The sequence below is a fragment of the Dactylosporangium sp. NBC_01737 genome, assembly GCF_035963215.1.
GTDB lineage: Bacteria > Actinomycetota > Actinomycetes > Mycobacteriales > Micromonosporaceae > Dactylosporangium.
The window spans coordinates 6,297,285-6,314,653 of the sequence record NZ_CP109153.1 but is presented as its reverse complement, the minus strand read 5'-3'; the positions used below and the strand labels follow the sequence as shown (position 1 = coordinate 6,314,653).

The 17,369-nt window shown below is 71.7% G+C and carries 15 protein-coding genes; 6 read left to right on the top strand and 9 right to left on the bottom strand.

Annotated features, from left to right (window positions below; all coding sequences use genetic code 11):
* Positions 1-132: 132 nt before the first annotated feature.
* Both OHA72_RS28505 and OHA72_RS28500 read right to left on the bottom strand, forming a co-directional pair.
* On the bottom strand, positions 133-1,155 hold the full coding sequence (locus OHA72_RS28505; protein WP_327010859.1) for a hypothetical protein: 1,023 nt from the start codon (positions 1,153-1,155) through the stop codon (positions 133-135).
* Between the two features lie 56 nt (positions 1,156-1,211).
* Positions 1,212-1,562 carry a PadR family transcriptional regulator gene (locus OHA72_RS28500; RefSeq protein ID WP_327010858.1) on the bottom strand — a complete coding sequence of 117 codons (351 nt, stop codon included), beginning with the start codon at positions 1,560-1,562 and terminating at the stop codon, positions 1,212-1,214.
* Between the two features lie 351 nt (positions 1,563-1,913).
* On the opposite strand from OHA72_RS28500, the gene OHA72_RS28495 reads away from it, so the two are divergent.
* The 3 genes from OHA72_RS28495 to OHA72_RS28485 all read left to right on the top strand — a co-directional run bounded on the left by OHA72_RS28495 (position 1,914) and on the right by OHA72_RS28485 (position 4,779).
* Positions 1,914-2,474, top strand: coding sequence for a hypothetical protein (locus OHA72_RS28495; RefSeq protein WP_327010857.1), 561 nt, complete (start codon positions 1,914-1,916; stop codon positions 2,472-2,474).
* Between the two features lie 173 nt (positions 2,475-2,647).
* Positions 2,648-3,331 carry a response regulator transcription factor gene (locus OHA72_RS28490; RefSeq protein ID WP_327010856.1) on the top strand — a complete coding sequence of 228 codons (684 nt, stop codon included), beginning with the start codon at positions 2,648-2,650 and terminating at the stop codon, positions 3,329-3,331.
* Positions 3,332-3,405: 74 nt separating this feature from the next.
* Complete coding sequence (locus OHA72_RS28485; RefSeq protein ID WP_327010855.1) at positions 3,406-4,779, top strand: HAMP domain-containing sensor histidine kinase; 1,374 nt, start codon at positions 3,406-3,408, stop codon at positions 4,777-4,779.
* Positions 4,780-4,990: 211 nt separating this feature from the next.
* Here OHA72_RS28485 and OHA72_RS28480 read toward each other — a convergent pair whose 3' ends face one another.
* The 3 genes from OHA72_RS28480 to OHA72_RS28470 all read right to left on the bottom strand — a co-directional run bounded on the left by OHA72_RS28480 (position 4,991) and on the right by OHA72_RS28470 (position 8,408).
* Positions 4,991-7,063, bottom strand: coding sequence for an MMPL family transporter (locus tag OHA72_RS28480; RefSeq protein WP_327011682.1), 2,073 nt, complete (start codon positions 7,061-7,063; stop codon positions 4,991-4,993).
* Between the two features lie 200 nt (positions 7,064-7,263).
* The gene (locus OHA72_RS28475) at positions 7,264-7,725 is read right to left on the bottom strand and encodes an aromatic-ring hydroxylase C-terminal domain-containing protein (RefSeq protein ID WP_327010854.1); all 462 of its coding nucleotides are present in this window, start codon (positions 7,723-7,725) and stop codon (positions 7,264-7,266) included.
* Positions 7,725-8,408: an FAD-dependent monooxygenase gene (locus tag OHA72_RS28470; RefSeq protein ID WP_327010853.1), complete on the bottom strand. Its 684-nt coding sequence runs from the start codon at positions 8,406-8,408 to the stop codon at positions 7,725-7,727. The genes OHA72_RS28475 and OHA72_RS28470 overlap by 1 nt, the downstream gene beginning before the upstream one ends.
* 311 nt (positions 8,409-8,719) lie before the next feature.
* Here OHA72_RS28470 and OHA72_RS28465 point away from each other — a divergent pair, with 311 nt between their 5' ends.
* Complete coding sequence (locus tag OHA72_RS28465; protein ID WP_327010852.1) at positions 8,720-10,933, top strand: tetratricopeptide repeat protein; 2,214 nt, start codon at positions 8,720-8,722, stop codon at positions 10,931-10,933.
* Between the two features lie 75 nt (positions 10,934-11,008).
* On the opposite strand, the gene OHA72_RS28460 is transcribed toward OHA72_RS28465, so the two are convergent.
* Complete coding sequence (locus OHA72_RS28460; RefSeq protein WP_327010851.1) at positions 11,009-11,836, bottom strand: transglutaminase-like domain-containing protein; 828 nt, start codon at positions 11,834-11,836, stop codon at positions 11,009-11,011.
* 23 nt (positions 11,837-11,859) lie between these two features.
* Between OHA72_RS28460 and OHA72_RS28455 the strand changes: the two genes are divergently transcribed.
* Positions 11,860-12,663, top strand: a complete 804-nt coding sequence (locus OHA72_RS28455; RefSeq protein WP_327010850.1) for an alpha/beta fold hydrolase — start codon at positions 11,860-11,862, stop codon at positions 12,661-12,663.
* On the opposite strand, the gene OHA72_RS28450 is transcribed toward OHA72_RS28455, so the two are convergent.
* Positions 12,641-13,639, bottom strand: coding sequence for a serine hydrolase (locus tag OHA72_RS28450; protein WP_327010849.1), 999 nt, complete (start codon positions 13,637-13,639; stop codon positions 12,641-12,643). The genes OHA72_RS28455 and OHA72_RS28450 overlap by 23 nt on opposite strands.
* Positions 13,640-13,746: 107 nt before the next feature.
* On the opposite strand from OHA72_RS28450, the gene OHA72_RS28445 reads away from it, so the two are divergent.
* A complete protein-coding gene (locus tag OHA72_RS28445; RefSeq protein WP_327010848.1) occupies positions 13,747-14,598 on the top strand; it encodes a nuclear transport factor 2 family protein in 852 nt (283 codons plus the stop codon).
* Here the strand turns inward: OHA72_RS28445 and OHA72_RS28440 are convergent.
* The gene (locus OHA72_RS28440; protein WP_327010847.1) at positions 14,568-15,902 is read right to left on the bottom strand and encodes a diguanylate cyclase domain-containing protein; all 1,335 of its coding nucleotides are present in this window, start codon (positions 15,900-15,902) and stop codon (positions 14,568-14,570) included. The two genes, OHA72_RS28445 and OHA72_RS28440, sit on opposite strands and share 31 nt — an antisense overlap.
* A 30-nt stretch (positions 15,903-15,932) precedes the next feature.
* Positions 15,933-17,273 carry an ABC transporter substrate-binding protein gene (locus OHA72_RS28435; RefSeq protein ID WP_327010846.1) on the bottom strand — a complete coding sequence of 447 codons (1,341 nt, stop codon included), beginning with the start codon at positions 17,271-17,273 and terminating at the stop codon, positions 15,933-15,935.
* Between the last annotated feature and the right edge of the window lie 96 nt (positions 17,274-17,369).

The following is a 17,369-nucleotide window of genomic DNA, read 5'->3' as shown; positions in this document are numbered from 1 at the left end:
CCGATCATGCGGCGCTAAAGCACATTTGTCGGTGTCTTTGCTGTTGGCGCCGTGCAGCTCAGGCATCCGCTCGTAGCCGCGAGTCGCGCATGGTCCGAGGTCGCGCCAATTGGCCTCCGACCACCGTCCGGTTCAGGTGTCGTGGACTACACGGAAATTTGACGGGGCGCCGCAGGCTGGGCAATGGACCGCCTCGGCGGGCAGCGACCGGCCACCTGCCGAGCGTCGACCTCTTGCGGCGAGGGCCAGCACCAGCAGTGCCGATCCCACCACGGCGACCAGTGTCGCAGCGGCGGCCATGGACGACCACATCGGGACGGTGGGCCGGCCGGGGCCGGTGTCGTCGAGCATCGCACCGAGCGGGTTCAGTGCGAGCATGCCGATCGGCGTGAGCAGGATCAGCAGCGCCCAGACACCGCGGTAGTCGTGCCGGGCGGCCAGGCCGAGCGCGAGCAGCGTCACGCCGATCAGCAGCGTCGCCCCGACGGCTGGCAACGCTGTAGCGGCGGGCAGATAGTAGTCGCCGTAGAAGTCCAGGCGCAGTTCCGCGGCAACGGTGACCGGCATGGTCAATGCTGCGGCGGCAAGCGGCGTCAGCCGAACCCACCAGCGGTGCCGTGTGGCGGCGCCCACCGCGACGATACCGAGGACGAGCTGGGGCAGCAGCACGCTCAGCGGTGGGCGGGGTATTCCGGTCAGCATCGCGGCCGGCACGACACCGGCGGTTACCAGCACGGCGAGGACCGCCAGGCGACGAAACCACCGGCCGGGAGCGACGACGTACACGACGGCCGTCAGCAACCAGACCGCCCACGCCGCTACCCCGAGGGACATGAAAGGCCCGGTATACCGAGACGGATACACCGTGGGTGCCAGCGCCTCGAAGATCGCCCACCCGCTCGCGAACACGCTGGTGGTCGTCAGTGCGAACAGGCCGGCGAGCCGGAAGCCGGGGGCGAGGCCGAGTGCGGTCCGCAGGTGCTGGCGCAGCCCGCCGGCCGCGAGGTCCGCGATGTCGGCCCGCGAGGGTCTCCTACGGTTCGGCGCGGCCAGGGACAGGTAGGTGTCCACCAGCTCCGAGCCACGCGTCCGCTGATAGTCGGCCGGATAGAACAGCGCCGTCCAGCGCGCATAGCGCCGCTCGAGATCGCTCATCGCAGGACGTCCCTGGTGATGCCCTTCCGGGCGGTCCGGACGGCTTTGCGGCAGACTCATGCGAATCTCCGGCTCGGTCGGGGCGCGACCTTGGCGGCGCGCAGCCGGGTGGTTGCCGCCTTGACGTTGCGGCGCATGCGTTCGGTCTCGCCGGCCAGCAGTTCGCCGCCCGGCTCGGTGAGCCGGTAGTAGCGGCGTAGCCGGCCGTCGACGATCTCCTCGTGGTCGACGCCCACCAGGCCCGCGTCGACCAGCCGGTCCAGCGCGCCGTACAGCGTGCCGGGCCGCAGCGAGACACGGCCGTCGGACAGCCGGGCCACCTCGGCGATCAGGCCGTAACCGTGCATCGGCTCGCCGGCGAGGGCGATGAGGATCAGGAATGTGGGTTCACGCAGTGGGGTTTCCACGCGCACCAATATATCGGCTGCGAAGGCATGGTGGAACATCGCCACCGCCTGCGATCAAACAATCCTCGATCCGTGGTCTTGGTACCTGGGGTTCCCTATCAGATCTTCGTGTGAAGACTCTGAGTGTTGCCGCGTTGATCTCCAAGTGGCGTATGCATTGGGTGCCGAGGAACGGCGCCGTGGTAGCAAGTGATCACCCCGTGCTCCAGCGGTGGACCGATCTTGGTGAGCGTGAGGCAGAGTTCCGGATCGACCCCGGCGATGTGTTTCTGGTCGATCCTGACCAGCGGGTTGACGCCCGGCTGACGTTACGGCTGGGCCGTCCGGCAGGGCTTCCTGCCCGAGAGGCCGGTGACGGAGCGTGAGGTACGCGGGCGGCACGGCGAGTTGCTCCGGGTGCCGGCGGCGCGGGCGAAGGCCGCCCGGTCGAGCAACGTGAAGTGGTTGACGCCGCGGGCGTATCGGCTGTGGCGTGACGTCGGGTTGCGCGGCTACGACGCGGACGGCCGGCGTGATCCGCGGTGGCGGGGCCGCAACGACGACCGCAATGCGGCGTACTCCGACGTGCTGTTCTCCTCGGGCATGCGCCGTTCGGAGGGCGGCTCGCTGCTGACCATCGAGGTGCCAGAGATGGCCGCCTCGGACCGGTTGTACTTCGACGCCCGGCTGGGCAGGGAGGCCACGAAGAGCCGCCGCGAACGCACGTTCTACGTGTCCGCGGACGCGCTGCGCGCGGTGTGGGCGTACGTGAACACCACGCGCCGGGCCGCGGTGCGGCGAGCCCAGGCGCACGGTCGGTACGAGCTCGGCGCTGAACAGATGGTGGTGGTGGTGGTGGACCGGTCCGGCCAGGCCGGTCGGGTGCTGCACTGCCGGCTGGGCGATGGCCAGGTGGCGAGGCGTCCAGGGTGAGCAGGGTTTGGAGCCGCTGTGGTTGTGGCTGGCCGAGGACGGCTTGCCGTTTCTGCCGCATTCGTGGGAGGCGGTCTACCGGGAGCGGCGACGACTCTAATCCTGGCCTCAGGTTGATCGGGGAGAATGAGCGGCAAAGCATCGACTGGAGGGGGCGGGCCGGCGTGCGGATCATGATCGCGGATGACGAGGCGGCCATCCGTGAGTCGCTGGAGCGGGTGCTCCAGGTCGAGGGTTACGACACCAGCACCGTCGCCAACGGTCTCGCCGTGCTCGACGGGATTGGTGGGGCCGGCGGTGACACGCTGGATCTGCTGATCCTCGACGTGATGATGCCCCGCCTCGGCGGGTTGGAGACCTGCCGGCGGTTGCGGGCCGCGGGTCGGGATCTGCCGGTGCTGATGCTGACCGCCCGTGACCAGGTGTCCGACCGGGTCGCGGGGCTGGACGCGGGCGCCGACGACTACCTGCCCAAGCCGTTCGCCACCGAGGAGTTGCTGGCCCGGGTGCGGGCTCTGCTGCGCCGGCGCGCGCCGGGCGACGGGGAGTCGCAGATCCTGTCGTTTGCCGACGTCCGGCTCGATCCCGACAGGTTCGAGGCGTGGCGGGGCGGGCGGCCGCTGCACCTGACCCGGACCGAGTTCTCCCTGCTGCAGGTCCTCGTGCGCAACGCGACCCGGGTCTTGACCCGCGACGCGCTGTTCGAGGCGATCTGGGGCTTCGACATGAGCGCCACCGCCAACAACCTCCAGGTGTACGTGAGCTACCTGCGCCGCAAGATGGAGGCCGAGGGTGAGCCGCGATTGATCTACACGCTGCGCGGCCTGGGATACGTGTTGCGGGAGACTCCTCCGTGAGCAGGCCCGCCGGCCGGGAACCGCGTCGGCTGACCCGATGGTGGCGTCGGCGGTCCCTGCGGACCAGGCTGACGGTGATCGCGGCGACGGCCATCGCGGTCAGCGTGTTCGTGGCCTTCCAGGTGGCCAGCGAGCTACTGGACTGGGAGCTGCGGGACACCGCCGAGAATCAGCTACGCGCCGACTCCCGCGTCCTGGCGACGAGCGCGGAGCGTGCCGGTCTGGCGCAGGTCCAGCTACCGCCGTATCCCGGATCCGGTCGGCTGGTGCGGGTCATCCTGCCCGACGGCTCGACCCGGACGCCGGCCGGCCAACCCGCACTGCCCCCTGTCAGCGAGCACGCGTGGCGCGTGGCGCAGGGCGCGTCGGCGGACCTGATGGAGTCGAACGACAGCGACGAGGACGGCTACCTCATCTACACGCTGCGGGCGGGCGACGGCGCGGTCCAGGTGGCCCGCGTCGCCGACGACAGCCCGATCAACCGGTTCGGGTTGGGCATGCTGTTGATCGGGCTGCTCTGCGTGGTCGGCGGCGCCCTTGTCGGGCGGACCGTGGCGCGGACCGGGCTGGCACCGATCGACCGGCTGACCGCCGCCGCGGTCCGTGTCGCGCACACCCGGGATCTCGACGCCGACATCCCGGATGAGGGCGGCGGGGAGATCCGGCGGCTGATCCAGTCGATCAACGACATGCTCGCCGCGCTCCGGGACTCCCGGCGCGCCCAGCGGCTGCTCGCCGAGGACGCCGCCCACGAGCTCAAGACCCCGCTCACCAGCCTGCGCCTCAACGTCGAGCTGCTGATCCGGCTCGATCGGCGCGGCACCCTGGACAGCGCACTGCCGGCGGAGAGCCGGACCCGGCTGCTCAACGATCTCGGCGCCCAGGTGGCCGAGTTGAGCACCCTTGCCGCCGAGCTGACCGACCTGGCGCGCGGTGACGTCAGCGACGAGAGCACCGAGCTGCTCGACCTCGCCGACGTGGTGGTGGCCGCCGCGACCCGGGCGCGTTCCCGCGTGCCCGACATCGAGGTCGAGCTCGACGTGACCTCCGTGTGGGTGAGCGGGCGTCCCGCTGCGCTCCAGCGGGCGGTGCTCAACCTCATCGACAACGCCGGCAAGTGGTCCCCCGCGGACCAGCCGGTCCAGGTCCGGCTCCGTGCCGAGGGCGCGTCGGCGGTGCTCGAGGTCGACGACGCCGGGCCGGGCATCGACGCCGCCGACGTACCGCGGGTGTTCGACCGGTTCTACCGTGCCGACAGCGCCCGGGCGTTGCCGGGATCCGGTCTGGGGCTGTCGATCGTGCAGCGGGTCGTCGACGCCCACGGCGGCCGGGCCACCGTCGCCCGCTCCGCACGCGGTGGCGCGCTGCTTCGGGTCAGCCTTCCGGCCGCCGCCTCGCCCGCTCGGATCACACGGCCCACCGCCGGGGAGGACACGGCGGTGCGCTGACCCGCCGCGGCACGGCGCCAGGACCGCCACGGCGCGCGGCGCCAGGACCGCCACGGCGCGCGGCGCCAGGACCGCCACGGCGCGCGGCGCCAGGACCGCCACGGCGCGCGGCGCCAGGACAAGGGCGGCGGACACGGTGACGGCCGCCGGGTCATGACAAAGATCCGGGACGGGCCTGAGCCCGTCCCGGATCTCGACCGTGCCGCCGCGCTCACCGTTGCAGCGCGGGCTCCTCATCGTCCACGAGCGGCCGTTGACCGTCCGGCAGCTCCACCGGTCGGGACAGCCGGCTCGGCCACCACATCCGCCGGCCGATCAGCAGGGTGAGGGCGGGCACCAGGACCGACCGCACCAGCAGGGCGTCGAGCAGCACGCCGAAGGCGACCAGGAACCCGACCTCGATCAGCATCACCAGCGGAAGTGTGGCGAGGACCGCGAACGTGGCCGCCAGGACCAGGCCTGCCGAGGTGATGACGCCACCGGTGGCGGAGAGGGCTTTGAGCATGCCCTCTCTGGTGCCGAGACGCACGGTCTCCTCCCGGGCCCGGCTGGCCAGGAAGATGTTGTAGTCGACACCGAGCGCCACCAGGAACAGGAATGCCAGCAGCGGCGCCGAATAGTCGATACCCTTGAACCCGAGGACCGTGTCGAAGACGAACACGCTGCCGCCGAAGGCAGCGGCGAATGAGACGATCACGGTGGCCATCAGGACCAGCGGGGCCACGATCGCTCGGAGCAGTAGCCCGAGGACGATCAGGACGACGGCGAGCACCAGCGGGATCACCAGCTTCTCGTCGCGGCTGGTGGTCACCTCGGTGTCGAGGTTCTCCGCGCTCGGCCCGCCGACGATCGCCTCCGCCCCGCTCACCGCGTGCACGGCGGTGCGCACCCGCTTGATCGTGTCGTACTCTGCGACGGTGTCCGGCGCGTCGGTCGGGAACACGGAGATGTCGGCCCAGCCACCGCTGGTCTGACCCGGGATGGCCAGGGCCACACCGGGAGTGCCCTTGACGATGTCGAGCACCCGCTCCTGGTACGCCGGCCGCGTGAAGATCGTCATCGGCTGGCCGCCGAGCTCCGGGAAGTGCTGGCGGAGGACGGTGAAGCCGGTGACCGACTCCGGCGCGGACAGGAACTGGTCCTGCTCCCGCAGGGCGCCGGTGTTGCCCGCCAGCCCGATGGCGAGCACGCCGAGGACTCCGAGCGAGCCGAGCGTCGCCACCCACCGGCGGCGGCTGATGGCGGTGCCGAGCCGTCCCCACAGCCCCGCCTTCTCCTCCACGGTCGTGCTGAACCGCGGGATGGCCGGCCAGAAGATCCGCCTGCCGAGCACCACGAGCACCGCCGGGAACAGCGTCAGCATGGCGATCAGCGCGCACAGGATGCCGGCCGCACCGATCGGGCCCAACCCGCTGGTGCTGTTCAGGTCCGCGACGAGCAGGCAGAGCAGGCCGGCGACCACGGTGGCCGCGGACGCGACGATGGCCGGCGCCGCGCCGCGTAGCGCGTGGACCATCGCAACCCGGACGTTCTCGTGGTGGTGCAGTGTCTCCCGATATCGAGCGATGAGCAACAGCGCGTAGTCCGTGCCGACGCCGAACACCAGGATCGTCAGCAGCGCCGAGTTCTGGTCGTTGACCACGATGCCGAAGCCCTTGACGAGCAGATAGACGGTCGCCATCGCGGTCAGTGCGGCCGCGCCAACGGCCACCAGCGGGATGAACCACAACACCGGGCTGCGGTAGGTGAGGATGAGCAGGAGCGTGACGACGACGACGGTGGTCAGGAAGACCTGCAGGTCGATGCCGTCGAAGACGGCGTCCATGTCGCCGTCGACCGCGGCCGGGCCGGTCACGTCGAGTTCCAGGCCGGCGGGGCGGTCCTTCGCGGCCTCACGCAACGGGCCGACGATGGCCTCCGGCGCGCCGTAGGTCGTGCTCACCTCGAGGGTGAACAACATCGCCTTGCCGTCGGTGGAGGGCCTCGTCGGTGAGCCCTCGTCGTCCTCGCCCGCCGCCGTCACCTTCGGCGGGTACCGCTTGGCAAGGGTGTTGTAGTGGCGCTCGACCGTCGCTCGGTCGGCGTCGGTCATGCCGCCGGCGCGGTGGTACACGAAGACGAACGTGTTGTCCTCACCGCCGGGGAGACTGTCCTCCAGCACCGCCACCTTGGTGGACTCGGCACTGGCCGGCAGGGTGTCCACGGCGCTGTCGGTGGTGACCGAGCTCAGCTTCCCGCTCAGCGGCACCATGACCGCCGCCAGCGCCACCCACAACCCGATCACCAACCACGGCACCCACCGGCCTGCCAACCAACCGGCCGGCGCTTCCCCGGGCGGCGCTGCGTTGACTGCCATCACTAGCCTCCTACATACGGATTCCACGCTTGTCTCATGCCTGCTTCGTAGCGGCCTGCTGCGTACTTCGCACCGACCTGCTGGGTACTTCGTAGCGAGCGAACCTGAGACGACGGTTAATGCGCCGCTCAGGCCGGGTGGCCGAACCAGGTGCCGAGCGCACGCACCAGCGCGGTGGCGTCCAGGTCCTGCCCGGTGGGCAAGGCCCAGGCGGCGCAGCCGTCGGGCCGGATCAGCAACGCGTCGACGTCCACCCGGTCCGTGCGGGCGGTGACGGTGTTGACCCGTCCGGTCCACGCGGCCGCGGCGTCGCGGACCTCCGCGCGGTCGACGAGGTCCGGCAGAAGCCCACGCCCGTCACGCAGCAGGTCCGCCGCCCGCGTCACCGCGGTGACGACGTCCGGACCGGGCTGCTCCAGGGTCAGCTTCATGTCCGGGCACAGGGTGCCGACGAGCCGGTGGTAGTCCCCGAGGTCGTACCGGACGTCCATGCCGGCAAGCATGTCCGCGACGTACCGGTGGGCGTCGTCGAGGTCCATCAGGTCGGAGAACATCTCCCACAGCGCCCTGGTCTGCGGGTCGGGTCGCATCAGGGCGATCTGAGCCCGGCTGTTCTGCAGCAGGCGCGCCGCGACAGGATGCCGTTCGCTGTGTACGTGTCGAGGATGTCCTCGCCCACCCGGCCGCGTACCACGGCCGCCAGCTTCCAGCCGAGGTTCGCCGCGTCGACGATGCCGACGTTGAGGCCCTGGCCGCCGACCGGCGCATACACGTGGGCCGCGTCCCCGGCCAGCAGGACCCGGCCGGCCCGGTACGTGGTCGCCTGCCGCGCCGTGTCGATCCAGCGGGTGCCGGACGACATCGTGGTGATCGTGACGTCGGTGCCGCTCACCCGCCGGATGCTGTCCTGCAGCTCCTCGACGGTGAGCGGCTCTGCCTGCCGCGGCGGGCCGTCGAACTCCACTGTGGACAGCCGGCTCACCCCGAGCCCGTGCACGTACACGCCGTACGGCGTGTAGTGGAATCCTGGCCGCAGCTTCTCCTGGTCCACCATGTCGAGCACCGCCATCCGACCGGTGACGGTCGCGTCGGTGCCGGCGAAGTCGAAGCCGGCGAGCCCGCGGACGGTGCTGCCCGCGCCGTCGCAGCCGACGAGGTACCGTGCGTTGAGTTCCCGCACGCCGCCGGTGGTCCGGACCTCGACGGTGACCGCGTGGTCGTCCTGCCGGATCCCGACCACCTCCTGCTCGCGGCGCGCCTCGACGCCGAGCACGGTGGCGTGCCGGTGCAGGATCGCCTCCAGGTCGGGCTGCTCGATCCGGACCCGTCGCCGGTCCGGATCGGTGCGCCGGGTCGGGTCGATCTTCTCCAGCCCGGGGAAGTGCTCTTCCGGCGCCTTAAGAGAAGGCGATCTATCAGGCGGGCCGACGACACAACACCCTTTTGATCAGGTGCGCGTGGCCGCGCTCCCCGGGTGCACGCTCAGTTCAAGAGGTGTAGGACCAGACGATGGTCACGTCCGGCTTCATCCGTCATCACAGCGTCGCAGCCGCGGTCCGTTCGGCGGCGTAACGTGTGTCTGCCATGGACGAGCTTGCGACGCTCATTGCCGCCCTCGACGCGCGGATCGGGGCCTACGAGTCCGGTGACGCCGCCGCGGTGCTCGACGACGCCGCCGCGTCCGAGGCCCTGCGCCTGCGTCACCTCGCGCTGACACCCGACCGGCGTATGGAGGCCCGTGTTGTTCGGACCTTGGCCTGGCTGCACTGGCATCGCTGGAACGCGCTGCCCGAGGGTGCGGGCCAGCAGGATCTGAGTATCGCGGTCGGACTGTTCGGCGCCATGGTCGAAGACGATCCGATGGCGGTCCCCGGTCAGGTCCGTCGCTGCCATGTCGACCGGGCCGATCCGGCGCGCCGGGCACGGATCGGGACCGCGATGCTGTCCCATCTCGAGCGGGCCGACGACGCCGACGCACTCACCGAGGCGGTCGACGCGCTGTCGCAGGCGGCCGAAACGCTTCCCGATGTGCTGTCGAACCTGAGTTACGCGTACCTGATGCGATACGAACGCGGCGGCGACCGGGCCGACATCGAGCAGGCCGTCGCGGCGGGTGAAGGCGCGGCGCAACTGCGCCCCGATGCCGTCTCGGCCCTGGTGAACCTCGGCAACGCGCTGCGGCTGTTGCACGCGGAGACCGGCGTGCGTCGCGACCTCGATCGGGCCTTGCAGGTGAACAGCAGGGCAGCGCTCGCGGCGACCGGCGAGACACGGGCGACCATCGCGTTGAACCAGGCGATCATGCTGTTGGCCCGCTTCGACACCGCCGGGAACCGGGCCGACCTCGACGCGGCGCTGCAGGAGGCGCAGCGGGCCGTCGACGCCGATCCGCAGCGGCCGCTGTTTCTGGCCGGTCTGGCCACGGTCCGACTGGCCCGGGGCGAGCCGACCGCCGGGCTCGATGCGGCCTGTGCAGCGCTGCGGGGCACGCCAACCGGTCATCCCGACCGTCCGCGCCGGCTCGTCCTGCTCACCGACGTGTTGAGGGCCATCAACTCGACCTGCGACGATCCGGCGACGCTCGGCCTCGCCATCGACGCCGCCGTCGCATTGCTGCCCGACGAAAACGCCTCCCTCGTCGGCAGCCTGTTCCAGCACCGGTACGCGCTGACGAGCGCGCCCGGCGACCTCGATCAGGCGATCGCCTTCGGGCAACGCGGGCCGGCCGATCCGGGTACGTTGAGCAGCCTCGGCAACGCGTACACCATGCGCCACCGGCTGACCGGCGCCACCGTCGACATCGAACGGGCGGTCGAGCTGCACCGGCGGGCGGCTGCCGACGATCCCGGGCACCCGGGCTGGCTGATGAATCTGAGCAATGCGCTGCGGCTGCGCTACGAACACACGGACGATCCGGCCGACCTCGACGCGTCTGTTGCCGCCAGCCGGAGCGGGCTGCGGTTCAGCGACGACACCACCCGGCCCGGCCAGCGCGCGAATCTGGCAGCGACACTGGTTTTCCGCAGTCATGCCGTGGGCTCCCCCGCCGACCTCGACGAGGCGATCGAGCAGCTGCGGCAGGCCATCGCCGAGGTCCCCGCCGACTACGAATACCGCGCGCTGTACAAGTCGAACCTCGCCATCGCGCTGCGCACCCGCGCTACGACCATGCCCGCCGGCCGGTACTCGGTGCAGGAGCTGCTGCGCCGACGGGCCGCCGAACGCGCCGACCTGGACGAGGCCGTGGATCTGCTCCGCGACGTGGTGCGAGGGGTCGCACCGTTACGCCCCGAACGCTCCACGTTCCTGGCGAACCTGGCCACCACACTCGGCGTCCGCCACCGTCGCAGCGGTACACTCAACGATCTGGACGAGGCCGTGCAGCTCTGGCAGGCCGCCACCGACACGAGCGCCGGCCCGGTCGCCGAACGGGTCCGCGCCGCCCGCGACGCCGCCCGCGCCGTCGCCAACGCACGCGGCCCGGCCGACGCGGCACCCACTACCTGGCCGCGATCGCCTTACTGCCACTGCTCATCTGGCGCGGCACCCCTCGCCGACCAGCACCAGCTCCTGCGGCGCTACGTCGCCGACCTGGCCTGCGACGCCGCGGCCGCCGCGGTGGCCGCAGCCGCCGCGCCCCGCGCTGTCGAGGCCGTCGAGCACGCCCGCGGCGTCCTATGGACGCAGCTGCTGGACACCCGGACCGACCTGTCCGCCCTGCAGCAGGTCGACCCGGACCTGGCCACCCGCCTCATCACCTGCCGGGCGCTGCTGGACCGGCCATTGCCGCACCACTGACCAGGGAGCACCGGAACAGACCCGCAGGTGGTGATCACGATGGCCCTGCTTGTTCACGGGTCGCGGCGGGGTGGGTCAGAGGTCGATCCAGGCGTCCAGGCCGCTCGGGGAGACGCAGTGGACGCGGCCGCCCGGGTGCAGGGCGGGGTCGGTGGTGTAGCGGTCGGTCAGTTCCTGCTCGGCCTCGGCGGAGCCGGCGTCGGCGGCGAGCAGGCGTTCGGCGACCCAGTCGGCCAGATCCTCGTCGAGGGCGCCCCACTCGTCCCACAGGAGCAGTTCGTCGCGCTGGCGGTGGGCGAGTTCGTGGCGGACCTGGTCGAGGAGGAAGCGGTGGCCGCGGTACGGGCCGACCGGGTCGGCGCCGTAGTTGTCGGGGTCGATCTCGTTGCGACGGTGGGCGGTCCAGGCCTCGGCGGCGGTGATGAAGTGGCGCACGTCGAAGGTGTCGAAGTCGGCCTGGGCGGGGTCGAGCTGGGCGTCGACGCGGACCCAGCGTTCGCCGTTCCAGTACTCGGTGACGACGTGGTCGTAGTGGAAGGCGTCGCCGAAGTAGCCGGCGAAGCCGATGCGGCTGCGGGCGGCGACGCTGCGGTGGCGCAGTGCGGCGACCATGAGCAGGGTGAAGTCGCGGGCGCAGCCGACGACGCGGGTCTTGGGCTCGCGGGGGGCGCCGAGGGGGCGGGTGTGCCGGGAGCGGTCGGCGGCCAAGATCCGTGACACCCAGCGGGAGTCGACCTCGGCCAGTCGTTCGTCCACGAACGACAGACCCTGGGCGTAGTAGTGCACGATGACGTTGCGCACGACGCCGACCAGGCCGGGGATGTCCGTCGGCAGGTGGTTGAGCAGCGCGGCATGGGGACCCGGGTCGCTGTAGGCGGACTGCGACCGGTACCGATCGACCATGCGCCTCAATGTACCGTCACCCGATGCGCATCGACGTTCGCGGGTTGGCCTTCGACGTGCGCGCCGGTGGACCGGAAAGCGGCGAGCCGATCCTGCTGCTGCACGGGTTCCCGCAGGACAGTCGCGAGTGGGACGGGATCCTCGGCGGGCTGCACGACGCCGGCCTGCGTACGTACGCCCTCGACCAGCGCGGCTACTCCCCCGGCGCACGGCCGGCGGGCAAGCAGGCGTACAGGATGGCCGAGTGCGTCGCGGACGCCGTCGCCGTCCTGGATGCCCTGGAGGTCAGGTCCGCGCACGTCGTCGGGCACGACTGGGGTGCAGCGGTCGCGTGGCAGTTGGCGGCCCGGCACCCGGAGCGGGTGCGGACGCTGACCGCGGTCTCCGTGCCGCACCCCCGGGCCTATGCGACGTCAGTGCGGCGGGACCCCGCGCAGCTGGTGAAGTCGGCGTACATGCTGTTCTTCCGCACGCCGTGGCTGCCGGAGCGGGTCCTGTCCGCCCGGGACGGCGCGTTGCTGCGCAGGGTCGCGCACGGCGAGGCGATGCTGCAGCCGGGACGGCTGACGGGGGCGCTCAACTGGTACCGGGCGATCTCCGGCGACGACCTCGACGGGCTCGGCCCGGTCACGGTGCCCACCACGTTCGTGTGGAGCGACCGTGACGTGGCGATCTCCGGCCACGCCGCCCGCAGGTGCGCGGCGTACGTGACCGGAGACTACCGGTTCGTGACCCTCGCAAACGTCAGCCACTGGATTCCCGACGAGGCGCCGGAGCCGCTGCTGGAGGCGGTGCTGGAGCGGGTCAGCCCCCGTCGACCGCGGTGAACGGCTTCAGCGGCTGCTTGGCCTTGATCGCCGGGTTGGTCACGCGGCTGACGACGTCGAACATGGTCCGGCCGAGCACCGCGTGCGCCTCGACCGCGGGGTGCGTCGCGCCATAGTTGTCCAGGTCGCCGAGGCCCTCGGCGAACAGGCCGTAGACCAGGGCGGGCGCGCCGTCGGCGCCGAACATGACGCCGGCCTCGTGGCGGGACGCACCGAGGGTGTTGAAGTCCTGGCCGTACTTCGTCGCGACGCGGCTGCGCTCCTCCGAGGACATGTTGCGGCGGATGCCGTCGTGGTAGCCGTTGATCCAGCGCAGGATGCCGAGCAGGAAGTCGCATGACGCCGGGGTGAGCAGCGTCTTGGTGGCCAGGCGCCACAGCAGGTCGTGGATCTCGCGGGGGGTGGTGTCGCCGAGGAAGAACCGGTTCGGGTTGGCGACCGGCTCGACGCGGGTGTGCACGAACCCCTTCGCGGCGAGGATCTCGTTGATCTCCAGGGCCGGCACGACCCGGCCGCACATGCGCACCGCGGTGTTGTCGGAGACCAGCAGCATCGCGGTGAGGAAGTTGGCGACGGTGATGTCGTCGCCCCAGACGGTGTGCAGGAAGTAGATGCCGGTGCCGCCGAGGATGATGTCGGCCTGCAGGTCGAGCTTCTGCCCGAGCGACAGCTCGCCGCGGTCGATCTTGTCCATGACGGCGGTGGCGACGGCGAGCTTCTGCACGCTGTAGCCCTTGGTGACGTGGTCGGCGTCGTCCTGGACGATCGGCTGCGGCACCCCGGACGCGTCGACCAGGGCGATGTGCGAGTGCCAGGTGCCGCCCGCACGGACCTTCTGCCGTTCGTACACCTGACGGATGCGAGCGGCAGGCGATGAGGAGGAGGCGGCGGCGACGGCGGGCGTGCCGACCAGTGGGACGGCCGCGGCACCGGCGCCGAGCGCGATGGCGGCGCGGCGGGTGAGCTTGTTCGTCATGCTTCGGACCGTATCGACGCGCCATGACCGATTCAACATGACAAATCCCATCTGCCGTGCAGCCAACGTTTGAGCGTCCGCTCGCGTCTGCCTTGTAGATTTCCATGATGGACATCGCCGCGTCCCTCGCCGAGGCCCTGGAGGCGGTCACCTTCGCCGACCGCGGCGCCGACGAGGTAACCGGCCTGCTCGTCGACGCGGTCGTGGCGTGGGGTGAGGGCCAGGGGTGGCGCACGTATCGCCGGGCGGCCAGTGTGGTCCCGTTGCCGCCGCCGTACGAGCGGCAGCACTCGGTGCTGGACGTCGCCTGCGCGCGGCCGGGCGGTCCCCCGGTGGTGGTCGAGGTCGACCACGGCGACCGGCGGCGCACGGTCGACAAGCTGGCCGCGGAGGCCGCCGCCGGGAGGTTCGCGGTGTGGGTGCGGTGGGGGCCGGGCCGCCTCGCGGTCCCCGACGGCGTGCACCTGGTCGCGTTGCCGGTGACGGCGAGGGCCGGGCTGCACGGCCGCGGCAAGGTGTACTCGCGCACCCCGGACCTGCCCGCACCCCAGCACAGCGACGGTGGGAGTTCGTACACCGAGGAGGAGCTGGACCCGGACACGGCGCTGGTGCTGCGCGCCTATGCCGCGTTCGCGCGGGGCGACATCGACGCCGCGGTGCGGGACCTGGCGCCGGACGTGGACTGGGTGGAGCCGGAGGAGTTCCCGGGCGGCGGGCACCTCCGCGGCCCGGCGGCGGTCGCGGCGTACCTGCGCAACTCCTACGACGGGTGGGAGCAGCTGCACTCGGAGCCGGTCGCGCACCGCCGCGGCGACCAGGTCGTCGTCGTGCACCGGGTGTGGGGGGTGCTGCGCGACGGCACAGCACACGACGCGACGGTCGCGGACGTGTTCACCGTCGAGGACGGCCGGGTGGTGCTGATGATGGCCTACGCGGACCCCGCCGACGCGTTCAGGTGAGCGTGCGCGACGCGGCCCTTCCCGCCGGTCTTCGCGCGGTACATGGCGACGTCGGCGTCGTGCATGAGCGCGTCGATGGGGATCTCGCCGTCCCACAGTGACACGCCGATGCTGGCCCGCGGGGTGAGCGTGGCGCCGTGGTAGTCGGTGGGGACCTGCAGGGCGGTGAGGAGCCGGCCGGCGACGGCGTGGACGTCGTCGCGGGCGTCCATGCCGTCGAGCAGGACCGCGAACTCGTCGCCGCCGAGCCGGGCGACGGTGTCGCAGGCGCGCACGCCGTCGAGGAGGCGTTCGGCGACGACGGTGAGCAGGTGGTCGCCGGCGACGTGCCCGTGCGCGTCGTTGACCTGTTTGAAGCCGTCCAGGTCGACCAGCAGCATCGCCACGGGCAGGCCCGCCCGGGCGTTGTCGCGGGCGGCGCCGAGACGTTCGCGCAGCAGGGCCCGGTTCGCCAGGCCGGTGAGCCCGTCGTGGGAGGCGCGGTGGTGGACCTCCTCGAACGCGCTGCGCAGCACGCCGAGCGTCTCGTTGAGGGAGCGGCCCATCTGGCCGACCTCGTCGTCGCGGTCGAGCTCGACGCGGCGGCTGAGGTCGCCGCGGGCGACCCGGGCGAGGACGTCGACGACCTCGCGCAGCGGCCGGGAGATGGTCCGGGCGGCGAGGACCGAGAGCACCACGGCGGTGAGCGCGCCGATGCCGAGCAGCAGGCCCATCAGCTGGGCGGTGCGGACGCTGTTGGCCCTGGCCCGGCGGGCGCCGTCGTCGACGGCGTCGACGAGCTGGTCCAGGAAGCTGCTGGCGCGGTCCTTGACGGCGCGGGCGATGGCCTCGGAGCGCACGAGGACGACGGAGGCGGCCTTGCGCTGGTCGCCGGACCGGGCGGCCTCGAGGGCGGCGTCGCGGGCGGTGCGCCACATGGTGATGGTCGCGGCGAACGAGCGCAGGCTCTCGTGCTCGGCGGCGGGCAGGCCGATGCGGGTCAGCGCCTGCACGTCGGTGTCGATGGCCTTGTCGGTCTCGGCGATGGTCTCGGCGTAGCTGTCACGGTAGAAGCCGGGCTCGGACAGGATGTAGGACAGCACGGACTCCTGCTGGGAGCCCACGGCGGAGCGCACGGCGGTCATCCGCGCGAGGGCCACGACGTTGACCCGGTATTCGCGGTCCTGCTCCTGCACGAGGCGGCGCAGGTTGAGCAGGCCGACGACGCCGGACGCGGTGAAGATCGCGGTGACGACGAGCGACACGCTGATGATCTTCGTGGCGATCCGGCGGTCTCCGGCCCAGCGCCGCACCCGCTTGTACACACTGCAGACATCGGCCCGCGGCGGCGGAAGCTAAGACGGCTTGGAGGGCTGGTTCGGTGGCCAGGTGCCCTGGATGCGGTGCAACGCGGTTGCCGTGGCGGTGCCTTTGACCCATGCGGTCATCTCGGTCCAGAAGGTGCCGGCGCCGACCGTGGCCGGCATCAGGTCGGAGCCGTCGAAGCGGAACGTGACGTCCGGGTCGGCGAGCAGGTCCGCGGACAGCTTCGCGATCGGCGTGGCGAGCAGGCTGCGGTCCAGGCCCTTGTTGGCGCTGACGATGTTGCCGCTGACGGCGCGGTGGTCGGCGAACTCGGGGGTGGTCAGGTAGGCGGCGAGCGCCTGCACCTCGGGCCGGTCGGTGAACGCGCCGGCGAAGACCCCGGCGCCGAGGACGGGCCGGCCGGCGGCGGCATCGACCGGGGGCAGGTAGAACGCGTAGATGTCGCCGTCCTCGGTGACCTTCGCGGTCTCGGGCCACCACGAGCTGTAGAAGGACGCCTGGCGGTGCATGGCGCAGGTGTGCTGCAGGACCGGCAGTCCGCCCTCCTGGAAGGAGGTGGTGGCGACGCTGTCGACGCCGCCGTAGCCGCCGTTGACGTAGGCCGGGTTGCGCAGGATGCCGCCGACGCGGTCGAGTGCGGCGACGACGGCGGGGTCGTCGAACGGGATGCGGTGCTCGACCCACTGGTCGTACACGTCGGGGCCGGCGGTGCGCAGCAGCGTGTCCTCGAGCCAGTCGGTGACGGGCCAGCCGGTCGCGCCGCCGGACTCGATGCCGGCGCACCACGGCTTCACCCCGTCGGCGGCGATGCGGTCGCTGACGGCGAGCATCTCCGCCCACGTCTTGGGCACCGTGTAGCCCTTGGTGGCGAAGTACTTCGGGGAGTACCAGACGAACGACTTCACGTTCGCGTCGACGGGCGCGCCGTACAGGACGCCGTCGACGCTGCCGAAGCGCTTCCAGTCCGCGGAGTACCAGCGGTCGACGTTGGCGACCACCTCCTTGCCGGCGGGTTTGACGGCGCCCGCGCGCACCATGCTGGTCAGCAACCCCGGCTGCGGGAACAGCGCCAGGTCGGGCACGTCGCCGGCCTTGACCCGGCCGGGCAGGTCGGCCTCGAAGCCGGCGGAGCCCTCGTAGTCGATGGAGATGCCGGTGCAGGCCTGGAACCCCTCCCAGGCGCGGGCGAGCTTGTCCGCCTCGACGTCGCGGATCGAGGAGTAGACCCTGACGGTGCTGCCGCGGTGGCCCTGGTAGTCCGCGTAGGGCGCGCAGCTGGCGGAGGCCGCCGGGCTGTCCGTGCCGCCGCCGGCGCAGGCCGCGAGCAGCAGCAGCGGGGTGGCGGCGCGCAGCGCCCGCAGAATCCCCATGAATGCAGCATATGCGCTTGATTCGGTCAGGCAGGCGGGGTCGCCGGTAGCGGTCGTTCGTCCGGCCGGAACGCGAGGGCCGTTCGGCTCGGACAT

Bases quoted from the DNA above. Each gene is read 5' to 3' on its own strand.
- OHA72_RS28475 (WP_327010854.1), bottom strand. From the start codon at position 7,725: ATGCGACCCGACCCGCAGACCAGGGCGCTGTGGGAGATGTTCTCCGAC.
- OHA72_RS28490 (WP_327010856.1), top strand. From the start codon at position 2,648: ATGATCGCGGATGACGAGGCGGCCATCCGTGAGTCGCTGGAGCGGGTG.
- OHA72_RS28445 (WP_327010848.1), top strand. From the start codon at position 13,747: ATGGACATCGCCGCGTCCCTCGCCGAGGCCCTGGAGGCGGTCACCTTC.
- OHA72_RS28450 (WP_327010849.1), bottom strand. From the start codon at position 13,639: ATGACGAACAAGCTCACCCGCCGCGCCGCCATCGCGCTCGGCGCCGGT.
- OHA72_RS28460 (WP_327010851.1), bottom strand. From the start codon at position 11,836: ATGGTCGATCGGTACCGGTCGCAGTCCGCCTACAGCGACCCGGGTCCC.
- OHA72_RS28465 (WP_327010852.1), top strand. From the start codon at position 8,720: ATGGACGAGCTTGCGACGCTCATTGCCGCCCTCGACGCGCGGATCGGG.
- OHA72_RS28455 (WP_327010850.1), top strand. From the start codon at position 11,860: ATGCGCATCGACGTTCGCGGGTTGGCCTTCGACGTGCGCGCCGGTGGA.
- OHA72_RS28505 (WP_327010859.1), bottom strand. From the start codon at position 1,155: ATGAGCGATCTCGAGCGGCGCTATGCGCGCTGGACGGCGCTGTTCTAT.
- OHA72_RS28435 (WP_327010846.1), bottom strand. From the start codon at position 17,273: ATGGGGATTCTGCGGGCGCTGCGCGCCGCCACCCCGCTGCTGCTGCTC.